This is a genomic window from Rhizobium sp. 57MFTsu3.2, from assembly GCF_012932765.1.
Classification (GTDB): Bacteria; Pseudomonadota; Alphaproteobacteria; order Rhizobiales; family Rhizobiaceae; genus Rhizobium; species Rhizobium altiplani.
The window spans coordinates 42,314-66,001 of sequence record NZ_JDWI01000020.1; the positions used below are offsets into that span (position 1 = coordinate 42,314).

The 23,688-nt window shown below is 59.8% G+C and carries 20 protein-coding genes and 1 pseudogene; 13 read left to right on the forward strand and 8 right to left on the reverse strand.

The features are described 5' to 3' along the window. Positions 1–90: 90 nt before the first annotated feature. On the reverse strand, positions 91–2,394 hold the full coding sequence (locus tag AF71_RS20115; protein ID WP_169682772.1) for a TonB-dependent hemoglobin/transferrin/lactoferrin family receptor: 2,304 nt from the start codon (positions 2,392–2,394) through the stop codon (positions 91–93). A gap of 264 nt (positions 2,395–2,658) precedes the next feature. Here AF71_RS20115 and AF71_RS20120 point away from each other — a divergent pair, with 264 nt between their 5' ends. Continuing rightward, complete coding sequence (locus AF71_RS20120) at positions 2,659–3,510, forward strand: extensin family protein (protein WP_018857577.1); 852 nt, start codon at positions 2,659–2,661, stop codon at positions 3,508–3,510. A 53-nt stretch (positions 3,511–3,563) separates the two neighbouring features. On the opposite strand, the gene AF71_RS20125 is transcribed toward AF71_RS20120, so the two are convergent. Both AF71_RS20125 and AF71_RS20130 read right to left on the reverse strand, forming a co-directional pair. Beyond that, positions 3,564–3,818, reverse strand: a complete 255-nt coding sequence (locus tag AF71_RS20125) for a hypothetical protein (protein ID WP_018857576.1) — start codon at positions 3,816–3,818, stop codon at positions 3,564–3,566. Between the two features lie 57 nt (positions 3,819–3,875). Beyond that, on the reverse strand, positions 3,876–5,555 hold the full coding sequence (locus AF71_RS20130) for a formate--tetrahydrofolate ligase (protein ID WP_018857575.1): 1,680 nt from the start codon (positions 5,553–5,555) through the stop codon (positions 3,876–3,878). 155 nt (positions 5,556–5,710) lie between these two features. Here AF71_RS20130 and AF71_RS20135 point away from each other — a divergent pair, with 155 nt between their 5' ends. After that, positions 5,711–6,235: a TIGR00645 family protein gene (locus AF71_RS20135; protein WP_169682774.1), complete on the forward strand. Its 525-nt coding sequence runs from the start codon at positions 5,711–5,713 to the stop codon at positions 6,233–6,235. 241 nt (positions 6,236–6,476) lie between these two features. After that, on the forward strand, positions 6,477–7,202 hold the full coding sequence (locus AF71_RS20140) for a LuxR family transcriptional regulator (protein ID WP_025660418.1): 726 nt from the start codon (positions 6,477–6,479) through the stop codon (positions 7,200–7,202). An 8-nt stretch (positions 7,203–7,210) separates the two neighbouring features. Here AF71_RS20140 and AF71_RS20145 read toward each other — a convergent pair whose 3' ends face one another. The 3 genes from AF71_RS20145 to AF71_RS20155 form a co-directional block, all read right to left on the reverse strand. Next, on the reverse strand, positions 7,211–8,332 hold the full coding sequence (locus AF71_RS20145) for a DUF2333 family protein (RefSeq protein WP_062370298.1): 1,122 nt from the start codon (positions 8,330–8,332) through the stop codon (positions 7,211–7,213). A gap of 75 nt (positions 8,333–8,407) precedes the next feature. Continuing rightward, entirely contained in the window at positions 8,408–9,502 is a 1,095-nt protein-coding gene (locus AF71_RS20150; RefSeq protein ID WP_169682776.1) for a hypothetical protein, read from the reverse strand. A 57-nt stretch (positions 9,503–9,559) separates the two neighbouring features. After that, the gene (locus AF71_RS20155; RefSeq protein ID WP_169682778.1) at positions 9,560–10,177 is read right to left on the reverse strand and encodes a thymidine kinase; all 618 of its coding nucleotides are present in this window, start codon (positions 10,175–10,177) and stop codon (positions 9,560–9,562) included. 237 nt (positions 10,178–10,414) lie between these two features. Between AF71_RS20155 and AF71_RS20160 the strand changes: the two genes are divergently transcribed. The 8 genes from AF71_RS20160 (at position 10,415) to ade (ending at position 19,339) form a co-directional block, all read left to right on the forward strand. Further along, the gene (locus AF71_RS20160; protein ID WP_169682781.1) at positions 10,415–11,371 is read left to right on the forward strand and encodes a choline ABC transporter substrate-binding protein; all 957 of its coding nucleotides are present in this window, start codon (positions 10,415–10,417) and stop codon (positions 11,369–11,371) included. Between the two features lie 81 nt (positions 11,372–11,452). Continuing rightward, the gene (gene choW, locus AF71_RS20165) at positions 11,453–12,298 is read left to right on the forward strand and encodes a choline ABC transporter permease subunit (protein WP_018857568.1); all 846 of its coding nucleotides are present in this window, start codon (positions 11,453–11,455) and stop codon (positions 12,296–12,298) included. Continuing rightward, a complete protein-coding gene (gene choV / locus AF71_RS20170) occupies positions 12,295–13,347 on the forward strand; it encodes a choline ABC transporter ATP-binding protein (protein WP_169682783.1) in 1,053 nt (350 codons plus the stop codon). The genes choW and choV overlap by 4 nt, the downstream gene beginning before the upstream one ends. A gap of 32 nt (positions 13,348–13,379) precedes the next feature. Then, positions 13,380–14,135, forward strand: a complete 756-nt coding sequence (locus AF71_RS20175) for a pyridoxamine 5'-phosphate oxidase family protein (protein ID WP_018857566.1) — start codon at positions 13,380–13,382, stop codon at positions 14,133–14,135. Positions 14,136–14,231: 96 nt separating this feature from the next. Further along, entirely contained in the window at positions 14,232–14,549 is a 318-nt protein-coding gene (locus AF71_RS20180; protein ID WP_018857565.1) for a metalloregulator ArsR/SmtB family transcription factor, read from the forward strand. 265 nt (positions 14,550–14,814) lie between these two features. Next, positions 14,815–16,143, forward strand: coding sequence for an aspartate aminotransferase family protein (locus tag AF71_RS20185; protein WP_018857564.1), 1,329 nt, complete (start codon positions 14,815–14,817; stop codon positions 16,141–16,143). A 257-nt stretch (positions 16,144–16,400) separates the two neighbouring features. Beyond that, complete coding sequence (locus AF71_RS20190; RefSeq protein WP_018857563.1) at positions 16,401–17,504, forward strand: branched-chain amino acid ABC transporter substrate-binding protein; 1,104 nt, start codon at positions 16,401–16,403, stop codon at positions 17,502–17,504. A 137-nt stretch (positions 17,505–17,641) separates the two neighbouring features. Next, complete coding sequence (ade, locus tag AF71_RS20195; protein WP_169682785.1) at positions 17,642–19,339, forward strand: adenine deaminase; 1,698 nt, start codon at positions 17,642–17,644, stop codon at positions 19,337–19,339. A gap of 4 nt (positions 19,340–19,343) precedes the next feature. On the opposite strand, the gene AF71_RS20200 is transcribed toward ade, so the two are convergent. Continuing rightward, complete coding sequence (locus tag AF71_RS20200; protein WP_018857561.1) at positions 19,344–20,993, reverse strand: alpha-glucosidase; 1,650 nt, start codon at positions 20,991–20,993, stop codon at positions 19,344–19,346. 66 nt (positions 20,994–21,059) lie between these two features. Then, positions 21,060–21,293 carry a hypothetical protein gene (locus AF71_RS20205; protein WP_018857560.1) on the reverse strand — a complete coding sequence of 78 codons (234 nt, stop codon included), beginning with the start codon at positions 21,291–21,293 and terminating at the stop codon, positions 21,060–21,062. Positions 21,294–21,444: 151 nt separating this feature from the next. Here AF71_RS20205 and AF71_RS20210 point away from each other — a divergent pair, with 151 nt between their 5' ends. Continuing rightward, positions 21,445–22,365 (forward strand): sugar kinase, encoded by a 921-nt coding sequence (locus AF71_RS20210; protein WP_018857559.1) that lies wholly within the window; start codon positions 21,445–21,447, stop codon positions 22,363–22,365. 210 nt (positions 22,366–22,575) lie between these two features. Then, a pseudogene (locus tag AF71_RS20215) lies at positions 22,576–23,688 on the forward strand (glycosyltransferase family 1 protein); the annotation flags it as partial.

The following is a 23,688-nucleotide window of genomic DNA, read 5'->3' on the forward strand; positions in this document are numbered from 1 at the left end:
GGGCGAAATTGTTAGCGTGAGATCGGACCAAGCGCAAGAGCCGAAATCCGGGAATAAAAAGGGCGGCACAACGGCCGCCCTTCCCTCGCGTTAGAACCGCTGTACGAGCGAGATCTTGAACACCCGGCCAGGCTCCGAATAGAAGTCCAGCGGTTGCGCCGTATTGCTATTGCTTGGGACCGTCGTGTTGTTGAGGTCCTTAAGCGCAACGGCGTTGTAGTAGGTCTTATCGAACAGGTTGTAGATGCCGCCCTGGATCCGCAGCCCCTTGGTCTGTTCCGGCTCCCACCAGGCCGTCAGATCGACAACGCCATAGCCAGGTGCGTCGAAGGTCCTGGTGTTGCCGTCACTGCGCATGCCGGCGGAGGTGACAAGCGACAGGTCCGTGCCCCAGGTTTCGCGCTGATAGCCGGCGCCGACAATTGCCTTGAGCGGCGCGACCGAGCGCAGATACTCGTTCGTGTCGGTGTCCTTGCCGTAGGCATAAGCAAGCGAGCCGTGGAGGTTGATGCCGTTGTCGAAGAGCTTATGTGCCTCCAATTCGACGCCCGATATCTGGACGCGATTTCGATTGAAATAGCTGGTCAGGCCCGCCGGATAGAGCGGATTGGCGAAGCTGGTCTCACTGTCGATGAAGTTCCGGTAGAGATTGTGGAACGCCGTGACGCGACCGCCCGTATCGCTATCACCGAAGTTCGCGCCGATCTCGAAACCGTTCGCCGTTTCCGGCTTCAGGTCGGGATTGCCGACGGTAGCGTAACCGAAGGCAGGGTTGGAGAAATCAAGATAGAGTTCATTGATGGTCGGCGCGCGGAAGGCCATTGACCATTGCGCAAAGAGTTCGACTGCGGGCGCGACCTGATAAGTTGCAAGCAGCTTCGGCGAGAAGCGCGAACCGTCGCTTCCATCAGGCAGGCCGTTGGCCGCAAAGCCCGGATTGTCTTCAAAGGCGGCCGTCTGCTTCGGGTCGTAGTCGTACCAGTCAAAGCGCAAACCGGGCGTGAGGGCAAAGCCGCTATTGCCGAAGGAGATCTTGTCATCGACGAAGAGGCCAAGGCGTGCTCCATCGACATCAGGAATATCAGCCTGGTCGGCATGAAGATTCGGGCATGAAAACGCCTTCGCGGTAGCGCTGGCAGTTCCGAGAATGCAAGCGTCGAGGCCGTCGATGAAGGATGTCGCGTTGAAGAGCGAGACATCCCCGCCAATATTGACCTCGTGCTCAAATGTGCCCGTCGCAAAGCGGGACGTGAGGTTACCCGTCAAACCATAGTCGTTTTCCTGAATCTGGTTGTTGCGCAGCCAGGGGCCGGCGACGGTGCCGACGCGGGTACCCTCGGCACCTGCCTCACGGGTCAGACGCTGCCAGTAAAGGCTCATCCGTGCCGCATCAAAGGTCGAGTCAGCACTGGACGCCTCGAACTGGTAATCCAACGAAACGCGTTCACGCCGATTGTCTTCCGTACCGTCATAGTCGCCGATCTTGTAGACTCGGGAAGAGCCGGTTGTTGCGCCCTGAAGGGTTTTCAGATCGGTCGTCGTATCGCGGCTGAAGCGTTCGGCGGTGATCCCAACCATGTGGCCGCCTTCCAGCTGCTGCCGCAGCTTGAAGAGCAGGTTGTTCTGGTCGTAGTCGGCCGGATTGGCCTCCGTGCGGGTCGGTCCGATGGTATCGACCTTGCCGTTGTTCTCGATCTCATGCCCCTTTCGATACGAGCCCTGGAACAGGACAGAGGTGTTGTTGATCTTCTTTGCAACAGCCAGAGAACCGCCAGCGCTGCGGTCGGTACCGTCATAGTCGAACTTGGTAACGCCGCCCCAATCACGGCCGGGCTCGATCAGATCCTCCGGCTCCAATGTGCGGAGGACAAATGCACCGGCGAGCGCGCCCGAACCGGCGCGGCTGGAGTCCGCACCGCGTACGACATCCAGCGTCGAAAGCGATTGGAAGTCGAAGGTATTCATGCCGCCGTCGGCGTTGGTGGTGTCCGTGATCGGGTTGGCGGCACGCGCAGCGTTCGACAGGAACGGGATCGGAACGCCATCCACCATCGTCGTAATGCGGGGACCACCAAGGCCGCGCAGGAAGGCACCGCCCTGCTTCGGCACATAGGTTACGCCCGGATCCACCGTGCGGCCAAAATCCGCAAGGTTGTTGACGTTCTTCTTGAGGATCGTTTCCTGCGTCGTCTGCGAGGCGAGCGGCGTGTCGGCCACGCTGCCGGGCTTAGCTGCAACGCGCTTGCCCTTGACCACGATCGGCTGCAGCACCGTGCTGTCGCCGGCAGACGCGGCGGGCTTCTCCGTCGTCTGTGCTAGTGAAATGGATGTAAGGCCGAGCGTGACGAATGCCGTGCAAGCCAAAAGAACCGAGCGCGAGTGCCGGACGATCATGAAAACAACCCCTTGAGAGAAATGTCACCGGGCTGGCTGGTCGTGGCGCGGTTGCGCTTTCGATGGGCTGGCTAGGCTTTCAGGCGAAGATTTCTCGCCTTCTTTTCGCCGCATAAAAAACATGACTATAATTGTCAATATATCAGACCCGAGATATCTTGATTTAATAAGTCATATTTACGCCGCAGCAATCAACGTTGCGAAATTGCAACGAAAACCGCATCCGCACGTTCTCTCCCGGGGCGAACGTACAAGGGTGGATGTGTGAAGAAGATCATCGTGATACTGGCGGCGCTGAGCTGCATTGGCCTCCTGACCAACGCAGGCCTGCCGGAGAAAGGCCCTCGACCTGAAATCCGTCCGGGTAAATCAATTACAGCAGAACCCACGCCAGGACTTCCCCCAAAGCCCGAACCAAAACCGGAAAGGCCCGATACCGAAACGCCGCCGGTCACTCAGCCGCCTTCCGGCTCTTCTCCTCCGTTGGAAAAGCAGGGGCCGAAGCTCCCCTCCCAGCAGACGCTCGAGGAGCAACACCTGACAATCGCCCCCGAGAGCGATGCGGAACATTCTGAATGTGTGAAGGAGCTTCAGGCCCTTGGCGTCGTCTTCAAGGACATCTCGCGCATCGATGATGGCAACGGTTGCGGCATCGACAAGCCCATCAAGGTCACCGAGGTCCTTCCGGGCATCAAGATAAAACCGGATGCCGTCTTCCGATGCCCCGTGGCTCTCGGCCTCGCCCGCTGGATGAAGGAGAGTGTCATCCCGGCCGCCCGCGTTGCCGCGCCGGATCAGGGGAGCATAGTCGGCATCAACCAGGCATCATCCTACATCTGTCGCCTGCGCAATGGTGCCGAGACCGGCAAGGTGTCCGAGCATGCCCGCGGCAACGCGATCGACATCGCAAGTTTCAGCTTCGAAAAAGGGAAGGATATCGCCGTGCAGCCTCGCCGCGAGGATTCGACTCTGATCGGTGCCTTCCAGCGCACAGTCAGTTCCGCAGGCTGCCTCTTCTTCACGACAGTGCTGGATCCGGAAAGCGATGCAGCACACGAAACCCACTTCCACCTCGATGTCTTGGAACGCAAGGGCGGATATCGCTACTGTCATTAGCAAGCTTCGCCAATGTCCCTTATCGCGGCTCTCGGCCATCCGTCGACGTCAACTCACTTGTCCGAACGCCGCGTACAGACATAAGGCTTCTTGATGCAGGCTATCTTAGGCGTGGAGCAATTGGCCTTGGCGTCGACCACGGTACAGATCGAACATTGATCGTTGAACTCCACGCAGTCGGGATTGCCCTTCATGAAGTCGGCCATGCTTTGTTCGGTAGCAACCGACTCACCGGTCGCAGCGCTGCTTGCCATCACAGAAACAACTGCAGCCACGCCAAAAACGCAGCTTCGCCAATAGGCCGACATTATCGGTTCCAAATTGATAGGCTGGGACAATAAGCTCTCCCCGTCCTTAATCGAAGATTAGAACAACCCTTCGATATACCCTTGATCGTTCAAGTAAATCCGCTCCGCCGACGGCGATCTCGGCAGGCCGGGCATGGTCATGATCTCGCCTGTGATGGCGACAACGAAGCCCGCGCCCGCCGATAGGCGAACTTCACGGACCGGCACGATATGCCCTTCCGGCGCACCCCGCAGGTTCGGATCGGTTGAGAAGGAGTACTGCGTCTTGGCCATGCAGACCGGCAGGTGTCCATAACCCTGCTCTTCCCAGGCAAGCAATTGGTCCCTCACCGCCTTATCAGCGGTCACCTCTCCTGCGTGATAAATCTTCGAAGCGACGATCTCGATCTTCTCGAACAGGGAGACATCGTCGGGATAAAGCGGCTCGAATCTCGACTGTCCCGATTCCGCGAGCTCGACCACCTTGTAGGCAAGCTCCTCGATACCGGCAGAGCCCTCGGCCCAGTGCCGGCAGAGGATCGCTTCAGCCCCGAGGCGCGAGACATACTCCTTCACCGCAGCGATTTCCGCATCGGTGTCCGAGATAAAATGATTGATGGCAACGACAACCGGAACGCCGAACTTGCGAACGTTGGCGACATGGCGCCCGAGATTGGAGCAGCCCTTTCTCAGCGCAGCGACATTCTCCGTTCCGAGATCTTCCTTCTTTACACCGCCGTTCATCTTGAGCGCACGCACCGTCGCAACGATGACGGCGGCATCAGGCTCCAGTCCCGCCTTGCGGCACTTGATATCGAAGAATTTCTCGGCTCCGAGATCCGCGCCGAAGCCCGCCTCGGTCACGACATAGTCGCCAAGCTTCAACGCCGTTTTCGTCGCAATCACCGAGTTGCAGCCGTGGGCAATGTTGGCGAAGGGGCCGCCATGGACGAAGGCCGGATTGTTTTCCAGCGTCTGGACGAGGTTCGGCTGCATGGCGTCCTTCAGAAGAACCGCCATAGCCCCATCGGCCTTCAGGTCGCGGGCGTAGACGGCCGACTTGTCGCGACGGTAGCCGATGATGATGTTGCCGAGGCGCTCTTCCAGATCCTCGAGGTCCTTGGCGAGGCAAAGAATGGCCATCACCTCGGAAGCGACCGTGATGTCGAAGCCGTTCTGCCGGGGAAAGCCGTTGGCCACACCACCCAGCGAAGAGACCATCTCGCGCAGCGCCCGATCGTTCATATCCATGACGCGCCGCCACGTGACGCGCCTGAGGTCGATATCCTGTTCGTTGCCCCAATAGATGTGATTGTCGACCATCGCTGCGAGCAAATTGTGGGCCGACGTGATCGCATGGAAATCACCGGTGAAATGCAGGTTGATGTCTTCCATCGGAATGACCTGGGCATAGCCGCCGCCCGCCGCCCCGCCCTTCACTCCGAAGCATGGCCCAAGCGAGGCCTCGCGGATGCAGACGATCGCCTTCTTGCCGATCCGGTTCAGCCCGTCGCCGAGACCGACGGTCGTTGTCGTCTTGCCCTCGCCTGCCGGGGTCGGATTGATTGCCGTGACGAGGATCAGCTTGCCGTCGGGCCTGTCTGCCTGCGCGGCAATGAATTGCGCGCTGAGCTTAGCCTTGTCATGCCCATAAGGCGCCAATTGCTCGGCCGGAATACCGAGCTTTGCACCGATCTCGAAGATCGGTCTCTTGTTCGCCGCGCGCGCGATCTCGATGTCGGACTTGTGTGCTGCCATCCCCGTTCCCCGGTTTTCTGCGCTCGATAGGCGCGCCCATATTGTTTCAACGGGATAGCGAAATATGCCGAGACTGTGAATAGCGCGCTGGTTGCCCAACGCTCATCCAAGCCGCTATCTGTCAGGTATTGATTCTAACATTGCGAGGACCGGACATGAAATCACTCGAACTGATTGTCGAGCGCATCATCCTTTCGAGCCGTTGGATACTCGTCGCCTTCTATCTCGGTCTCGCTCTTGCGCTCGCCGTGTACGCCGTGTCCTTCGGTTACAAATTCCTTAAGGTGGCGGGCGGCGTGTTTGTCCTCAACGAGGGGGAAATGATTCTGGCCATGCTCGGCCTGATTGACGCAGCCCTGGTCGCGAGCCTCATCGTCATGGTGATGATCTCCGGGTACGAGAACTTCGTCAGCCGCTTTGACGAGAGCGAAGAGGACGTCTCGTTCATTGGCAAGCTCGACGCCGGCAGCCTCAAGGTCAAGGTGGCCTCGTCGATCGTGGCAATTTCATCGATTCACCTCCTCCAGGTCTTCTTGAATGCCGAACAATACACCGACAGCAAGATCATGTGGCTGACGGCAATGCATCTTGCGTTCGTCGTCTCCGCGGTGATGCTCGGTTTCCTCGAGCAGCTGACAAAAAAGGCCAAGGGTGAAGGACAAGATCTGGTCGCCAAGTGATTCGAAGACGCTTTGCGCTATTCTCCGGCGAACCCGTGTGCTTTCCTGCGGCGTAGAAGAGGAACTCGATTGTGCCTGAAGTTGCGTTTTTGGAAAACAATAACGCAACCATGGGACGATCCGCTGTGGTTAAAGTAATACATTTGAAATTAATCGCTGCGCGCCTCCCCGTTTCGCACTAGCAAATATATCAGTTTGCATATTCTATGGCGCTGATATGAAGGTAAGCAGGGACGCATCGATGTCTTACATGACTACCTTGGAAAGACAGTTGTCCCTGGCCACAGAGATTTCAGCTGTCAATACCAGGGCCGAATTCGCGCAAGTTCTTGTAAAGGTAGCCCGCGCCTACGGCTTCCGGCATATCACGCTGTTGCTCGCGCCCGCTCCTGAAAGCGTCCTCCTCAAGGCCCTGGTCATCGAAACAACACTTCCGTCCGCATACTTCAATCAATTCGACCGCGCCCGCATCATGCGTTTTCCCATGCTGGCAATGGGCATGAGCGAGTCGGCCCTGCCGCGCTCATGGAGCCTTCTGGACAGTTCCTCCGCAGAAATTTTCCCCAATGAGTTGAGCAAACTTCTGCATCACTTCGGCATACCGACAGGCGTTGCGGTGCCCGCCTACACTCGCGACGGCGAGCGCATCCTGTTTTGGCTGGCCGGCGACCGCCCACTGCTCGCGCAGACCGAGCTCAACGAACTCACCATTGCGATCCTCCATCTGCTCGACGCGTATCATCGCACGCAGCATTCGAAGCTTCCGGAACACACGCCCCTTTCCGCTCGCGAACGCGAGGTCGTCCGGTGGACGGCGCAGGGAAAAACGTCGATCGAGATCGGCCAGATCCTCTCGCTATCCGACCACACAGTGAATGCCTACATGACGAGCGCCATCAAGAAGCTCGACTGTGTGAACCGGACGCAGCTTGTCGCCAAGGCGATCCGTATGAAGCTGATCAACTAAGCAAGCGCTCAGCGATCGAGCACGGAGCGGACCTCGACGAGGTTCGACCGGACGCGGAGAATATAGAAGCCCATCGTTGCCAGATGGCTCGGCATAAGCCAGCCGTCTTCCCGGCCGTTAGAAATGATTGCCGGCTGGATCTTCAGTGCCGCCTGGAACTGTCTCATTGTTGCGCCAAAGATGGCGCCCAGATTGCGCTCCGCGATAACTTGAGAAAAGTCTGACTGTGCAGCCGCCAGGATGGCGTAATAAGCGTAAAGCTGACCATAGGCGAACCAGAAGCGATCGTCTGCACGTGTATCGAACCAGCCCCGATGATGGTTCTGCGAGCGGTCCGCGAGCACGTCGGAGGTACTGCCGAGATCGTTGGCGATGCGGTCGATGAACTGGATCAGGTTATCCGCCCGCCCATCGAAGATGGCGTTGCAGGCGGCGAGGTCGGTATTGAACTTGCGCAGGCTGTCGAGCGCCGAGCGATAATAGCTCGGCGTCGGTGTCTTCGGTCCGAACGGATCAAGGCCGAAGTACCAGCTGTACTCGTCGAATTGCAGGTTGCCGCGCGCCTTCTGCAGATCGTTATTGATCCCTGACGTCCCGCGGACGCGCCCGAGCGTATCGACGAGTTCGACCGAGGTGCGGCGAACCGCCTGGTTTACGCCCCGCTGGAACGACGCCTTGTTGTCGAGAAACGGCGTGTGATCCCAGTCGATGCCGAAGAAGCCGAGACGGTAGAGAAGCATGGAGGAGATCCACGCATTCTGGTTGACGTTGAAATCGGTCAGGTCGGCTGCGACATCGACGATCGCCGACCGCTGGCAAGTCTTGGCTGCCGCTCCGTCTGTTGACGGCAGCTCCTGGCCGGCAGGAACCTTGCGCTCGGAAAGTCTGTACTCATTCACGAAGGAGGGATTGAAGTTAGACCAGACCTGCGTCTGCCAAATGAAATAGCAATAGAGGACAGCAAGAAGCGCGATCAGACCAAGGATCGGCAAGCGGATCATCCAAGTCCGCTGAACGTACCAGCCGCGGGCAGCGATGAATGGCCAGAAAGCCCAGGCAAAGAAAACCCGCGCCCAGCGTCCGATTGTTCGGCCGATCAGCCTGAAAAAACCGGCGATCCGGTCGAGCATCGTCTTCTCCTTGATAAGCTTGGTCTGCGCACTGACATATGCGCTCGCTCCAGGAAGAACAATATCGTGCTGATATTATTGTTTCTTCGGCCAGAAGCCAGGACGCAGAAAACGGAAGCGCAGTCGCCTGGAGATTTCCGTCGTATCGATGATCGGCACTGCGAAGCCCTCCTCCGGCTCCTGCCGGAAAGCTTCGAACTTGCTCGCGAAGACGGCGTCGGCGGCCCGCTTGCGCTGCTCCAATTCCTGTGGCGCCAGCATGTTGCGCTCAAACAATTCAATCGGACCGGCGATGGCGGGAAAGAGCTCCGCTGAAATCTGAACCTTCGATCCCGGGATGTCGGTGTCGACTTGCGCCTGATAGATCAGCAGCCGCTCTTCGGTGTCTATCAACATCTTGCGCCTGAGGGCGTTGCACTGGCCCACCTGGCTATTCAGCGCATCGACGAAAACCTGGAAGAGATTGATGAAGCGTTCGCGGCGCTGGCTCTCCTCGCGCATTCCGTGTTCCTCATCGGCAACACGGTCGGCCTCCGCTTTCAGCGAGCGCCGCTCTTGTTCCATAAGCTCCCATTCGGCTCTGCTTCCGTATAGGCCGATCCTGCCCTGCGTCGTCAGTGCCTTGGCGTTCAATTCCCGGATGCGAAGGCGGGCGATGTCGATCTTGTCGACAAGCCGACGGCGCTGCTCGACGATGCCGATCAGCCCATGCTCACCCAGCTTGTGAAAGTCGATCGCAATCGTGCGGTAGATCGCGATGACACCTGCCGTGGCTTCGGACTTCACCAGCAGGTCGCGAAGCCGCTCCACGACAGGGGCTGCGCGCACGCGCGCGCTGTGGCGACGCCACATCCGCTGGCGCGAAAAACGACCGATGAATCTTTCGCCGGCGGTCAGGCCACGGAAACCATCGAGATCCGCCGAAATCTTGACCGTCAGCGTGTCGAGGACGAAAACGAGCTCAGCAAGAATATTGGTCAAGCTCGCGCCGTTTGCAACAAACGCCTGGAAGCGGCCATTCTCGACCAGAAACCGTTCGTCATCGACGGCAGCCGCCTGGCGTGCGAACTCGTTGATGAATTCGACGCAGACCTTGGCTTCAAGACGCAATTGCTCCACGAGCGCTCGCGCGGCTTCGAGCTGGGTATCGAAGGAGAAGGGCTTGCGCACCGGGCGGCTCCATGAATCGGTTATCGCGAACCTAGCGCATAAGCTGCCAAACCGGAATCACTTTGAGGACCGGTCACACCGCCGTGGCGAGCCATCCCCGTACACTGCATCATCCCAGTGACGCCGGCAGAGCGAGACGTATTTTTCGTTGCCGCCGACATCGATCTGTGCGCCTTCGCGCAGCACCTTTCCATTTGCGTCGAGACGCACCACCATCGTCGCCTTGCGTCCGCAATGGCAGATGGTCCGCACCTCGCGCATCTCGTCGGCAATCGCCAGAAGCTCCTGCGACGCCGGGAAGAGGCGCCCCTGGAAATCAGTTCTCAGTCCATAGACCATGACAGGTATATTCATGCGATCGACGACCCGGGCGAGCTGCCAGACCTGCTCGCGCGTCATGAAGTGAGCCTCATCGACAAAGACGCAGGCGATCGGCTCTCCCTCCTTGCCGAGTTCGCCGATCAAGGCCTGGAGGTCAGCTTCCGGTTCGAAGGCGACGGCGCTTGCCTGCAGGCCGATCCGGGAACCGATAATCCCCTTTCCAGCACGCTCGTCGAAGGCCGCAATCAGCAGAACGACACGCATGCCGCGCTCCTCGTAGTTGTAGGCGGCTTGCAGCAGCATCGTCGACTTGCCGGCGTTCATGGTCGAGTAGTTGAAATAGAGCTTTGCCATCGTTTTCTCCGTCTTTCGCTTCTTGGAAGCTCGAAACCGCGAAGAAAAGTCCCTCATTCTAATAGTCACAGGAAATTCAGGACCAAAAATCGCGAAAAACCTTTGAAATCTCAGCGCTGGCGGAAAAATGACCCACGTCGCAATCGAGTACTGCAATGCGGCGCAAACGCGCTGAGGTCGCTTGTAAAACTCGGCTATTGGTGCTTGGCTTGGGAACGTAAGACTGGGAGTCTATAAATGAAAACGACAAGCGCATTCATACTGATCACCGCCACCGCAGTTGCCGCTCTCTCTGTCGCAACCGCTGCACTCGCCGCAGATCCAGACAGTTGTTCCACCGTTCATTTTTCGGACGTCGGCTGGACTGACATCACGTCCACAACGGCGACTGCAGCAGTCGTGCTGAAGGGACTAGGCTATACCCCTGACGTCAAAGTTCTTTCCGTGCCGGTAACCTACCAATCGCTAAAGAACAAGGACATCGACATCTTCCTCGGCAACTGGATGCCGACACAGGAAAAAGACGTTCGCCCCTTCCTTGATGATAAATCGGTCGAATCCTTCGGACCGAATCTCGTCGGCGCAAAATACACATTGGCGACCAACGCCAAGGGCGCTGAGCTCGGCATCAAGGATTTCAAGGATATTGCAGCTCACAAGGATGACCTTGACGGCAAGATCTACGGCATCGAGCCCGGAAACGACGGTAACCGCCTCGTCATGGATCTGATCGAAAAGAACACCTTCGGCCTCAAGGGCATGGAAGTGGTCGAGTCTTCCGAACAGGGCATGCTGGCGCAGGTGGCTCGCTCCGAGAAGGAAGGCAAGCCCGTTGTCTTCCTCGGCTGGGAGCCGCATCCGATGAACGACAACTTCAAGCTGACCTATCTGACCGGTGGTGACGATGTCTTCGGGCCGGACTTCGGCGGCGCGAAGGTTTTCACCAACGTGCGCGCGGGCTATCTCAATGAGTGCCCGAACGTCGGTGCATTGCTCAAGAACATGGTTTTCTCGCTCGAGATGGAAAACCAGATCATGGGCAAGATCCTGAACGACGGCGATGAGCCGGAAAAGGCAGCGACAGAGTGGCTGAAGGCCAATCCTTCCGCGCTTGACCCGTGGCTTGCCGGCGTCAAGGCGCGCGATGACAGCGGCGATGGCCTCGCGGTCGTTAAGAAGAGCCTCGGCCTCTGATAACGACGAGCGGGGCGGCTCGCGCCGCCCCATCTCGCTATCGTCGCGAAATGTTGTTGTTCCTAATGGATAGGCGCTCCCTTGACCTGGCTCACCGACACTAAAATTCCCATCGGCTCCTGGGCGAAAGCCTTCGTGGACTGGCTGACCTCCAACGCCGATTGGTTTTTCAATCAGCTCGCCTTCATTCTGTCCCACGTCATCGACGGGCTGCTTTTCATTCTGCAGAAACCTCACCCACTAATCGTCATCCTCGGGATCGGGGCGATTGCCTACTGGCTCCGTCGCTCGATCGTCGTGGCCGTCTTCACCTGTCTTGGCCTCCTCTTCATCGTGAACCAGGGGTACTGGAAGGAGACGACGGAGACGCTGGCGCTGGTACTCGCCTCAACCTTTGTCAGCATGATCGTCGGCATTCCTCTTGGCATCGCCGCCGCGCGCCGCGCCTGGGTCTATTCCGCCCTGCGCCCGATCCTCGACTTGATGCAGACCATTCCGACATTCGTCTACCTCATTCCTGCACTTATCCTTTTCGGACTCGGCATGGTGCCGGGCTTGATCGCAACCGTGATCTTCGCAATCCCCGCCCCCATCCGCCTCACGCGCCTCGGTATCATCTCGACCCCTTCCTCCCTGGTGGAAGCGGCAGAATCTTTCGGCGCTACGCCGATGCAGGTGCTGCGCAAGGTCGAGCTGCCCTTTGCCATGCCACAGATCATGGCAGGCCTGACGCAGACGATCATGCTATCGTTGTCGATGGTGGTCATCGCCGCGCTTGTCGGCGCCGACGGCCTCGGCGTGCCGGTGGTTCGTGCACTCAATACGGTCAACGTCGCCAAGGGCTTCGAAGCGGGTCTCTGCATCGTCATCCTGGCCATCATTCTCGACCGAATGTTCCGCACTGCGGGTGAAGGAGAAGGCGTATGACTGCGGTCCGTTTCGACAACGTCAGCATCGTCTTCGGCGACAAGCCGGAAAACGCCCTGGTTTTGGCCGATCAGGGCAAGAACCGCGACGAGATCGGTGCTGCGACTGGTCTTGTTCTCGGCGTGGCTGATGCCTCGCTCTCCGTGCAGGAAGGCGAGATCCTCGTCCTCATGGGACTTTCTGGGTCCGGCAAGTCCACCCTCCTGCGGGCCGTAAACGGGCTGGCGCCCGTCGTGCGCGGCGAGGTTTCGGTCGCAACGCCAAACGGCCCCTGCAATCCCTACAAGACCACCGCCAAGGGCCTGCGCGACCTGCGCATGCACACCGTTTCCATGGTGTTTCAGCAGTTTGCCTTGCTGCCGTGGCGAACGGTCGCGGAAAATGTCGGCTTCGGCCTTGAGCTTGCGGGCATGCCCGAGGCCGAGCGCAAGAAGCGCGTGGGCGAACAGCTCGAACTGGTCAACCTGACCAAATGGGCGGACCGCAAGGTCAATGAATTGTCCGGCGGCATGCAGCAACGCGTTGGCCTCGCTCGTGCCTTCGCGACCGGTGCGCCGATCCTGCTGATGGACGAGCCGTTCTCGGCGCTCGATCCGCTTATCCGCACGCGCCTGCAGGACGAGCTTCTCGAGTTCCAGCGGCGGCTGAAGAAGACGATCCTCTTCGTCAGCCACGACCTGGATGAGGCCTTCCGCATCGGCAACCGCATCGCCATCATGGAGGGCGGGCGCATCATCCAATGCGGCACGCCGCAGGAGATCGTCAAAAAACCCGCCGACCAGTACGTCGCCGATTTCGTCCAGCACATGAATCCGATCAGCATGCTGACGGCGCAGGACGTAATGCAGCCAGGCCTCGGCCACGCCGCCGCTGGCGCAAGCGTCAGCGGCACTGCGCGCGCCGAGACACCATTGATCGACATTCTCGATGCACTGTCGCGCCAGCCCGGCAGTATCGGGGTGGTGGAAAACGGCGCGATCATCGGTACCATTTCGGCCCAGGATATCGTTGAGGGTCTGACGCAGCATCGCCGCAAAGAAGAAGCTTGATCCGACCGTCCGCTTCGGTCAGAAAAGTGGACATGAAAGATCAAGCTTCCGTTCTCAGGGAAACGGACGGAGAAGCCCGCAAGCTCGCGCGCACGCTTCTCCGCTCCGCCCGTTATGCTGCAATCGCCGTCCTCGATCCCGAGACCGGCTTCCCATTTGCCAGCCGGGTACTTCTCGGCACCGACATCGATGGCGTTCCCGTCATTCTCGTGTCGGGCCTGTCGACGCATACCCGCGCGCTCGACGCCGATCGCCGTGCGTCGCTTCTGACGGGCGAGCCCGGCAAGGGCGATCCACTGGCCTATCCGCGCTTGACGACCCAATGCCTTGCCGAACTGGTCGAGCGCGACAGCGTCATCCATGCCCGGATTCGCAGCCGCTTCCTCAACCGCCATGCCAAGGCAAAGCTCTATATCGATTTCCCGGATTTCCGCTTCCTCCGGCTGGTGCCGCAATCCGCGAGCCTGAATGGTGGGTTTGGTCGCGCCTATCTTCTTGATGGAGACGACCTGACGATTCGATCCCCCGGGAACGAGAACGTGGCGGCGCAGGCCGATGCGATAGTGCAAGAATTACTAGGTACAAGCCCCGATCTCGCCCCCATGACCGCAGCGAGTTTGAAGGCCGGCAACGGCGGCGATTGGCGCATTTGTGGAGTGGACTGCGCCGGTTTCGATCTGATTTCGGGTGATTTGCTTCTGCGTTGCGAATTCGCTGCCGTCGCAGAGGACATCGAGGACGTTTATTTCCATATATCTAACATAAAATCCGCAATACCTGAAATTTAGCTATATACAATCTTGACGCCGTATTGATAGTTTTCGCCGTCCGGCATTGAGCGGGAACATGCGTTTTTGAAATTAGTTTCACATCGGGAAGAAGATATGGACACAATCGATTTAACCGCCAATGCGAATATTGCCGCTGCGCTCTTGTCCGCAATGGCAAACCCGAAAAGGCTTCTCATTCTCTGCAACCTCGTGAAGGGCGAAATCCCGGTCGGTGCGCTGGCGCAGGAGGTTGGCTTGAGCCAGTCCGCGCTGTCGCAGCACTTGTCAAAGCTGCGCGCCCAGAAACTGGTGAAGACGCGCCGCGACGCCCAGACGATCTACTACTCCAGCAGCTCCGAGCCGGTCCTCAGGATCCTCGAAGCCCTCACCGACATCTACTCTGTTCAAAGCCAGGCAAAGTCCGCGGCGTAAGGACAAGCTGACATAATGTCAGCTGATAAGCCCCACTGCCGTGAAATGCATCCGGAATAGTGTGGCAACCTCATTTCAGCACGTTTACATACTTTTAGACCGGCAGCGATGCCGGTCTATTTTTTGCGCGTACCTCCGATGCAACGGCCTGACGGCAATGTCAGCGGCTTGACGCCCGAAGAACCGCTGATAATTTGACCGGGCAGTAAAAAAACCGCATCAGCCAATACTGGGAAGGGCCTCCGAAACGGCCATGGAGAACAGCATGTCCAATCGCCTCAATACCACGCCAAACGACCTTCGGGCCTTTTGGATGCCCTTCACTGCGAACCGCCAGTTCAAGAAGGAGCCGCGTCTTTTCGTCAGCGCCAAGGACATGTACTACCAGACCCATGACGGCCGTCAGGTGCTCGACGGCACCGCCGGCCTCTGGTGCGTGAATGCTGGCCACTGCCGGCCGAAGATCACCGAAGCGATCCGCGAACAGGCTGGTGAGCTCGACTACGCGCCGGCCTTCCAGCTCGGCCACCCCAAGGCGTTCGAACTCGCGAACCGCCTCGTCGACATCGCGCCCGAAGGCATGGACCACGTTCTCTACACCAATTCGGGGTCTGAATCGGTCGAGACGGCGCTGAAGGTCGCCCTCGCCTACCATCGTGTGAAGGGGAACGGCTCGCGCTTCCGTCTGATCGGCCGCGAACGCGGCTATCATGGGGTCAACTTCGGTGGCATCTCCGTCGGCGGCATCGTTTCCAACCGCAAGATGTTCGGCACGCTGCTGACGGGCGTCGACCACATGCCCCACACGCATCAGCCGGGCAAGAACGCCTTCACCCGCGGCCAGCCCGAGCATGGCGGCGACTTGGCGACCGAGCTCGAGCGCATCGTCACGCTACACGACGCTTCGACGATTGCCGCCGTCATCGTCGAGCCGATTGCCGGTTCGACCGGCGTGCTGATCCCGCCGAAGGGCTACCTGCAGAAGCTCCGCGAAATCTGCACCAAGCACGGCATCCTGTTGATCTTTGACGAAGTCATCACCGGCTTTGGCCGCCTCGGCGCGCCGTTCGCTGCCCAGTACTACGACGTCAAGCCGGACATGATCACCACCGCAAAGGGCCTGACCAACGGTGTGATTCCTATGGGCGCGGTCTTCGTGACCGCAGAGATCCATGACGCGTTCATGAGCGGCCCCGAGCACATGATCGAGTTCATGCACGGTTACACCTACTCCGGCAACCCGATCGCCTGCGCCGCAGCACTCGGCACGCTCGACACATACAAGGAAGAAGGCCTCCTGACCCGCGCCGCCGAGCTCTCGGATTACTGGGCCGACGGGCTGCACTCCCTGAAGGACTGCCCGAATGTCATCGACATCAGAAACACCGGCCTGATCGGCGCGATCGAGCTCGATCCGATCGCCGGCGAGCCGACCAAGCGCGCCTTTACCGCCTTCCTGAAGGCCTATGAGAAGGGCCTGTTGATCCGCACTACCGGCGACATCATCGCGCTCTCGCCGCCGCTCATCATCGAAAAGCACCACATCGACGAGCTCTTCGGAAAACTGCGCGAAATTTTGCAAAATAACATCTAAACGACGCGTTTTCGGGGCCCGCTTTTGTCAAATCAGGCAAAAGCGGGCCCTATTTCTTTATCTTCTTGCGAAATCGACGGTAAATTCCTAAGAAACTTGCAAAGCGTCCGTCGAAGCCAAATATGGAGGGCGGGTGTTTCGGCGCGCGGCTGCTCATCGTCTCTTGGCGCATCCCCCTGCAAGGGTTGTTGACGATCTGGGCTCGCCGCCGCGGCACTTAAATCGCGGGTTTTGATACCCACCCAAGGAGAAAGAAAATGAGTCTGAAGACTTTGTCGGCGGCCCTCGTCGCCTCGCTTGCCTTTGCGCCGCTCGCCCATGCTGACGTCACCATCGGCCTCATCGCGCCGCTGACTGGCCCCGTTGCCGCCTATGGCGATCAGGTGAAGAATGGCGCGCAGGCTGCTGTTGACGAGATCAACAAGAAGGGCGGCATCCTCGGCGAGAAAGTCATCCTCAAATATGCCGACGATGCCGGCGAACCCAAGCAGGGCGTTTCCGCTGCAAACCAGCTCGTCGGCGACGGTATCCGCTTCGTCGTCGGCCCGGTCACCTCGGGCGTCGCGATCCCGGCTTCCGACGTTCTTGCTGAGAACGGCGTGCTGATGGTCACCCCGACGGCAACCGCACCAGACCTCACCAAGCGTGGCCTCGCCAACGTCCTGCGCACCTGCGGTCGCGACGACCAGCAGGCCGAAGTCGCCGCCAACTATGTCCTGAAGAACTTCAAGGACAAGCGCGTTGCGATCATCAACGACAAGGGCGCCTACGGTAAGGGCCTGGCCGATTCATTCAAGGCCACACTGAATGCTGGCGGCATCAAGGAAGTGCTCGACGACTCCCTGACCCCTGGCGACAAGGATTTCAGCGCGCTGACCACCCGTCTGAAGGCCGAGAACGTCGATGTCGTCTATTTCGGCGGCTATCACCCGGAAGGCGGCCTGCTGGCCCGCCAGCTGCATGACCTGTCCGTCAAGGCCGTCATCATCGGCGGCGACGGCCTCTCGAACAGCGAGTTCTGGAACATCGGTACCGACGCAGCCGGCGGCACGATCTTCACCAATGCCATGGATGCGACCAAGAGCCCGGATTCGCAGGCAGCTGCAGATGCGCTGAAGGCCAAGGGCATCCCGGCCGAAGCCTTCACGCTCAACGCCTACGCCGCAGTCGAAGTCCTGAAGGCAGGTATCGAGAAGGCTGGCAGCGCTGAGGATTCCGAAGCAGTCGCCAAGGCGCTGAAGGGCGGCGAAGCGATCCCGACGGCAATCGGCAAGTTGACCTACGGCGAAACCGGCGACCTGACTTCGCAGAGCTTCGCGCTCTACAAGTGGGAAGCTGGCAAGATCGTTCCGGCCGAATAAGCCTTCGATCTTCCGATTTCGATCGCCGGGCGTCCCTCTGGGGCGCCCGGTTTTCGTTTGTGGACCGGCCGACAAAGCCGATCTCGCTTTGTCAGACACATGGGCTATAACTGGTGAAACGCCAGCACGAGGATGCCATGACCGCCAAGCTCGAACGCCTTATCGACCAAGGGACGGGCCGCCTGCCCGCCGACATCGTTCTGAAAGGCGGACGCTTCTTCGACCTCGTGACCGGCGAACTGGTGGCATCCGATGTCGCAATCGCACAGGATCGTATCGTCGGCACGTGCGGCAGCTACGACGGCGAAACCGAGATCGATATCTCGGGCAAGATCGTGGTGCCGGGCTTCATCGATACGCATCTCCACATCGAGTCGTCGCTGGTGACGCCGCACGAATTCGACCGCTGCGTCCTGCCCTATGGCGTAACGACAGTCATCTGCGACCCGCACGAGATTGCAAATGTTCTCGGCACCGAAGGCATTCAGTATTTCCTCGATTCGTCCCTCGAAACGATCATGGACATCCGTGTCCAACTCTCCTCCTGCGTGCCCGCCACGCATCTGGAAACATCGGGCGCAGATCTGCCGATCGAACGTCTCCTTCCATTTCGCCATCATCCGAAGGTCATCGGCCTCGCCGAGTTCATGAACTTCCCCGGTGTGATCCACAAGGATCCCATCTGCATGGCCAAGCTCGATGCCTTCCAGGGGCAGCATATCGACGGCCACGCCCCCCTGCTCTCGGGCAATGACCTGAATGGCTACCTCTCCGCCGGCATCCGCACCGAGCATGAATGCACCAGTGCTGCCGAAGCGCTAGAAAAGATGCGCAAGGGCATGCATATCCTCGTGCGCGAGGGTTCCGTGTCGAAGGATCTGGCGGCCCTGATGCCCATCATCACCGAGCGCCTGTCGCCGTACCTCGCCCTTTGCACTGATGACCGCAATCCCCTCGACATCGCCGAGCAAGGCCATCTCGACTACATGATCCGGACCGCGATCAAGAACGGCGTCGAGCCGCTGGCCATTTATCGCGCCGCGTCGATCTCGGCTGCCCGTGCCTTCGGCCTGAGGGACCGCGGTCTCGTAGCCCCCGGCTGGCGTGCAGACCTCGTGGTCATCGACAGCCTCGAAAACTGCCGCGCAGATCTCGTCTTTGCCGCTGGGCGCCAAGTGACCCCAGAGCTTTTCGCCACGCGCAAGCCCGTCGAACCGGTCGGCCTTGATAGCGTCAAGGCCCGGCCCGTCAACGCCGCGCACTTCGGCGTTCCCGTCGCCGACGGCGAAACCCCTGTGATCGGCGTCACGCCCGGCAAGATCATCACCGAACATCGCCGCTATCGGCTACCGGTGAAGGGCAACCAGACTGACGTCGATCTCGGCAATGACATCATCAAGGTCGCCGTCATCGAGCGGCACGGCAAGAACGGCAACCATGCCAATGGTTTCGTCCAGGGCTTCGGCCTGAAGAAAGGTGCGATCGCCTCGACCGTCGGGCATGACAGTCACAACATCTGCGTCGTCGGCGTCAGCGAGGATGACATGGCCCTCGCCGCCAATCGCCTCGGCGAAATCAACGGCGGCTTCGTTGTCGTCGAGGATGGCAAGGTCACCGGCGAGATCGCCCTGCCCATTGCCGGCCTGATGAGCCTCGAGACCTACGAGACGGTGCGCGACACGCTCCACCATCTACGCAATGCCGCCTACGCGCTCGGCACGACGCTTGAGGAACCCTTCCTGCAGGTGGCCTTCCTGCCGCTCCCGGTCATTCCGCACCTGAAGATCTCGGATCGCGGAATGGTGGACGTCGACAAGTTCGCCCTCGTCGGGTGAGCGTCTAGCCAGCCACCCGTGCGCAGAATGCATCGAGTGCGGCCAGCTTGATTGGACCGGTTCCGGCTGCCGCCGCGAAGCCCGGCATCGCCAGCCGTTCTCCGATCACCATTCCGGCCGGCGGCATGAACTGCGCGGGCTTGCGCGTCAGGTTGAAGACGAAGAGCAGCTTCTCGCTTCCCTTGCTGCGCGTGAAGGCGAGAAGGTCCTGATTGGTACCGATGAATTCCATAGTGCCATTGAGCAAAGCCGGGTGGCTTTTCCGGAAATTGAGCGTCTGCCGGTAGTGGTGCAACACGGAATTCGGATCGCTCTCCTGCGTATCGACGGAAAGCGCCGCCTGCTCATAAGGCACCGGCAACCATGACTTCTCGGCGCTCGTAAAGCCAGCATGCGCCTTGGCAGCCTCCCAGGGCATCGGAGTGCGGCATCCGTCACGTCCCTTGAACGCCGGCCAGAAGCGGATGCCATAGGGATCACGCAGATCCTCGAAGGCGAGCTCGGCCTCGGGAAGCCCAAGTTCTTCTCCTTGGTAGAGGCAGATCGAGCCGCGCAGCGTCGCCAGCACAGACATGGCGAGCTTGGCGATCACGGGCCGCTCTGCTGCCGTCTTGGCAAAGCGGCTCAGATGACGGTTGACGTCGTGGTTCGAGAACGCCCAGCATACCCACCCATCGGCAACCGATTTCTGGAAGGCATCGACGCAGTTTCGAATATGCGTCGCGGTAAAGTCCGGTCCGAGCAGGTCGAAGGTGTAGCACATGTTCAGCTTGTCGCCGCCGCCCGTATAGGCGGCGACGGTCTTCAGCGAGCGGGCACCGTCGCCGACCTCGCCGACCGTCGCGCGCGCCTCGTAGCGATCAAGCAGCGCCCGGAACCGCCGGAGGAAGCCGACATTCTCCGGCTGCGTCTTGTCGTAGAGGTGGTTCTGCATGCCGTACGGGTTGGTATCCGGCGCATCGAGACCGGTATCGCTCTCATCGGGCGCATGCGGAGGGTTGTCGCGAAGCAGCCTGTCGCAGAAGTAATAATTGACAGTGTCGAGGCGGAAGCCGTCGACGCCGCGGTCGAGCCAGAACTTCACGGTGGCAAGCACGGCATCCTGAACCTCCGGACTGTGGAAGTTGAGATCCGGCTGCGAGGTCAGGAAGTTATGCTGGTAATACTGCCGGCGCACGCCGTCCCATTCCCATCCTGGTCCACCGAAGATCGAGAGCCAGTTGTTGGGGGCCGTCCCATCCCGTTTCGGGTCCGCCCACACATACCAGTCCGCCTTGGGATTGGTCCGGCTCGAGCGGCTTTCGACAAACCAGGGATGAACATCGGAGGTATGGGAAATGACCTGATCGATGATGATCTTGAGGCCGAGCCCATGGGCGGCCGCCATCATTTCATCGAAATCATCAAGCGTGCCAAAGATCAGATCGACATCGCAATAATCCGAAACATCGTAACCCATGTCGGCCATGGGTGACTTGAAGAACGGCGACAGCCAGATCGCATCTACGCCAAGGTTGGCGATATAGGGCAATCTCCGGGTAATGCCCTTCAGGTCTCCGAGACCATCTCCGTTGGTATCCTGAAAGGATCGCGGATAGACCTGATAAATGACAGCACCCCGCCACCAGTCCGCCGTCTTGCCTGCAACCGACATCAGCCAATCATCTCCCGCATCACGCAATCATGCCAAGACTAAAGCGGGCGCGCCAAAAAACAACCTTCAGCCGGGATCCGTCGCACATCCAAGTTTCTGCATTCTGCGCTTTATCTTGTCGCGGCGCTTGATGTCCTTGCTCGGTAGCTTGCCGCCCACGGAGTTGCGCTCCTGCATGGCGAGTGTCTGGCAATCCATCTTTCGGCCCTTGCCTCCGCCGCGTGCGAAAGCGGGAATAGCTGAGAGGGATAGTCCCGCGATAAGTGAAATGGCGATCAGAGAAACTGGGATCTTCTGCATGAACATATCCCCATAGCTAGGCGCGTCATTATGCGCCCCGTCCACACGGTCAACAAATCCGGCCTAATGCCGCAGGCACATGCCGCTCGCGGCTTGTCAGGAAGGTGCTCTGCGCGTATCAGCGAAACGGGAAAATTCAGGGAGGCTTTCTGTGAGCGGGCGTTTTTTATCGATCGGTGAATGCATGGTGGAGCTTTCGCAGGCAGGCGCCGGATTGCTACGCAAGGGCTTTGCCGGCGATACGCTGAACACCGCCTGGTATGCTCGCGCCTGCCTGCCGGCAGATTGGTCGGTGGAGTATTTTACCGCGCTCGGCGACGAAGCCATGTCCGATGAGATGATCGCCTTCTACAAGCAGGCTGGCATCGGCACGGAATTTATCAGGCGCATCAAGGGTAAGGCGCCCGGTCTCTACATGATCAGCCTCAAGGACGGCGAGCGCTCCTTCAGCTACTGGCGCGACAACTCGGCCGCCCGCCAGCTGGCAGCCGATGCGGAGCTCCTGCGCGAGGCGATCGAGGCATGCGACGTCATCTATTTCTCCGGCATCACACTTGCGATCCTGTCTCGCAATGACGCCGATACGTTGCTCGCCGAAGTCCGTCGCGCCAAGGCCGCCGGCAAGATCGTGGCCTTCGACCCCAATATCCGCCCGCGGCTTTGGTCCGGCTATGACGTGATGCATGCGACGATCAGCGAAGGTGCGCGCGCCTCGTCCCTGGTGCTGCCGAGTTTTGACGACGAAGCAACGCACTTCGGCGACGTCTCGATCGCTGCGACGATCCAGCGGTATCGCACGCTTGGCGCGACCGATGTGGTCGTTAAGAACGGCGCAGAGGGAGCGACCCTGAGCTTCGACGGCGTGGAGAGCTTCGTCCCAGCCGAAAAGGTCGAACAGGTCGTCGACACGACCAGCGCCGGCGACAGTTTCAACGGCGCATTTCTCGCCCGCTATCTCGAAACGAAGGACGCCCCTGCTGCAGCGGCGTTTGCCGCGAAGGTCGCCGCACGCGTGGTTAGCGAACACGGCGCCCTCGTCGCATGGGAAAAGCTCGGCATCGACAAGACCTGAGCAACATCGAACGATCGGCGCAGTGCGACTGTAATATTTCCATCATCGACGACCGCCAGAATGTGAGGCGCGGGAATCGAGTCTCCGGGTCAGCCGGGAATTGGGCCGGCGCCCCCGCGGGCGCGGCATGGATGGGATTGGGGCGTGCTGCAACATATGTCGGATGTTGGAGGCAACGAAGGCCGGTATGCATCTCGGCTGGGCATGGCGGAACGGCTGGTGATTGTCAGCGATGCCTGGCATCCGCAGGTCAACGGCGTCGTCCGTTCGATCGAGAACACCAATCGCGAACTGGCGAAGATGGGCATCGACGTGGCGATGGTGACGCCGCAGGGCTTTCACAGCGTGCCCTGCCCCACGTATCCCGAAATTCGTCTCTCGATAGCGAGCTACCGCCGCGTCGCGCGCGAGATCAAGAAACACATGCCCTCCTACGTTCATATCGCGACGGAGGGCCCGTTGGGACTGACGGCGCGGCGCTGGTGTCTGAAGAATCGCATGCCTTTCTCCACCAGCTACCACACTCGCTTTCCGGAATACGTTTCGGCTCGCCTGCCCATACCGAAGAGCTGGCTTTACGCCTTCGTTCGCTGGTTTCACAACTCGGGCGCCGGTTGCATGGTCGCGACCCCAAGCCTCGCGCGCGAACTCTCCGAAAAGGGCATTCGAAACCTCATGCCGTGGAGCCGCGGCATTGATGCCGATCATTTCCGCCCCATGCCCCCGGAAGATGCGCCGTTCAGCCTTACCCGCCCGATCTTCATGACAGTCGGCCGCGTTGCCCTGGAAAAGAACCTGCCGGCCTTCCTGGATCTCGACCTGCCCGGATCGAAGGTCGTCGTCGGTGACGGGCCGGCCCGCACGGAACTCGAGAAACGCTATCCCGATGTGCATTTCACCGGCCTAAAAGTCGGCGAGGAGCTGGCAAAGGCCTATGCCCAGGCCGATGTCTTCGTCTTCCCGTCGCTGACGGATACGTTCGGCAATACGATCCTCGAGGCCCTCGCGTCAGGCGTTCCCGTGGCCGCCTACCCTGTCACCGGCCCGTTCGACATCATCGGAGACGACAACGAAGTCGGAGCACTCGACGACGACCTGAAAACGGCCTGCCTGACGGCATTGTCTGCTTCCCGCGAGAAAGCACGCGAACTCGCGCTTCAATATTCCTGGGAAGCGGCAACCACGCAGTTCATCAACAACATCCGCGCTGCCAACGGTGTCATTACGCCGAAATGGAAAAAGGCCTGGCAATTTGCCGCCAAGTCGCTGCCAAGAACGAAAAAGCCCGGCGAAGCCGCCGGGCCAGTCTCTTCGGGAACCTGA

Excerpts from the sequence above, each read along its gene's own strand:
- AF71_RS20115 (WP_169682772.1), bottom strand. The coding sequence starts at position 2,394 with ATGATCGTCCGGCACTCGCGCTCGGTTCTTTTGGCTTGCACGGCATTC.
- AF71_RS20125 (WP_018857576.1), bottom strand. The coding sequence starts at position 3,818 with ATGTCGGCCTATTGGCGAAGCTGCGTTTTTGGCGTGGCTGCAGTTGTT.
- AF71_RS20130 (WP_018857575.1), bottom strand. The coding sequence starts at position 5,555 with ATGGCAGCACACAAGTCCGACATCGAGATCGCGCGCGCGGCGAACAAG.
- AF71_RS20135 (WP_169682774.1), top strand. The coding sequence starts at position 5,711 with ATGAAATCACTCGAACTGATTGTCGAGCGCATCATCCTTTCGAGCCGT.
- AF71_RS20140 (WP_025660418.1), top strand. The coding sequence starts at position 6,477 with ATGTCTTACATGACTACCTTGGAAAGACAGTTGTCCCTGGCCACAGAG.
- AF71_RS20145 (WP_062370298.1), bottom strand. The coding sequence starts at position 8,332 with ATGCTCGACCGGATCGCCGGTTTTTTCAGGCTGATCGGCCGAACAATC.
- AF71_RS20155 (WP_169682778.1), bottom strand. The coding sequence starts at position 10,177 with ATGGCAAAGCTCTATTTCAACTACTCGACCATGAACGCCGGCAAGTCG.
- AF71_RS20160 (WP_169682781.1), top strand. The coding sequence starts at position 10,415 with ATGAAAACGACAAGCGCATTCATACTGATCACCGCCACCGCAGTTGCC.
- choV (WP_169682783.1), top strand. The coding sequence starts at position 12,295 with ATGACTGCGGTCCGTTTCGACAACGTCAGCATCGTCTTCGGCGACAAG.
- AF71_RS20175 (WP_018857566.1), top strand. The coding sequence starts at position 13,380 with ATGAAAGATCAAGCTTCCGTTCTCAGGGAAACGGACGGAGAAGCCCGC.
- AF71_RS20180 (WP_018857565.1), top strand. The coding sequence starts at position 14,232 with ATGGACACAATCGATTTAACCGCCAATGCGAATATTGCCGCTGCGCTC.
- AF71_RS20185 (WP_018857564.1), top strand. The coding sequence starts at position 14,815 with ATGTCCAATCGCCTCAATACCACGCCAAACGACCTTCGGGCCTTTTGG.
- AF71_RS20190 (WP_018857563.1), top strand. The coding sequence starts at position 16,401 with ATGAGTCTGAAGACTTTGTCGGCGGCCCTCGTCGCCTCGCTTGCCTTT.
- ade (WP_169682785.1), top strand. The coding sequence starts at position 17,642 with ATGACCGCCAAGCTCGAACGCCTTATCGACCAAGGGACGGGCCGCCTG.
- AF71_RS20200 (WP_018857561.1), bottom strand. The coding sequence starts at position 20,993 with ATGTCGGTTGCAGGCAAGACGGCGGACTGGTGGCGGGGTGCTGTCATT.
- AF71_RS20205 (WP_018857560.1), bottom strand. The coding sequence starts at position 21,293 with ATGCAGAAGATCCCAGTTTCTCTGATCGCCATTTCACTTATCGCGGGA.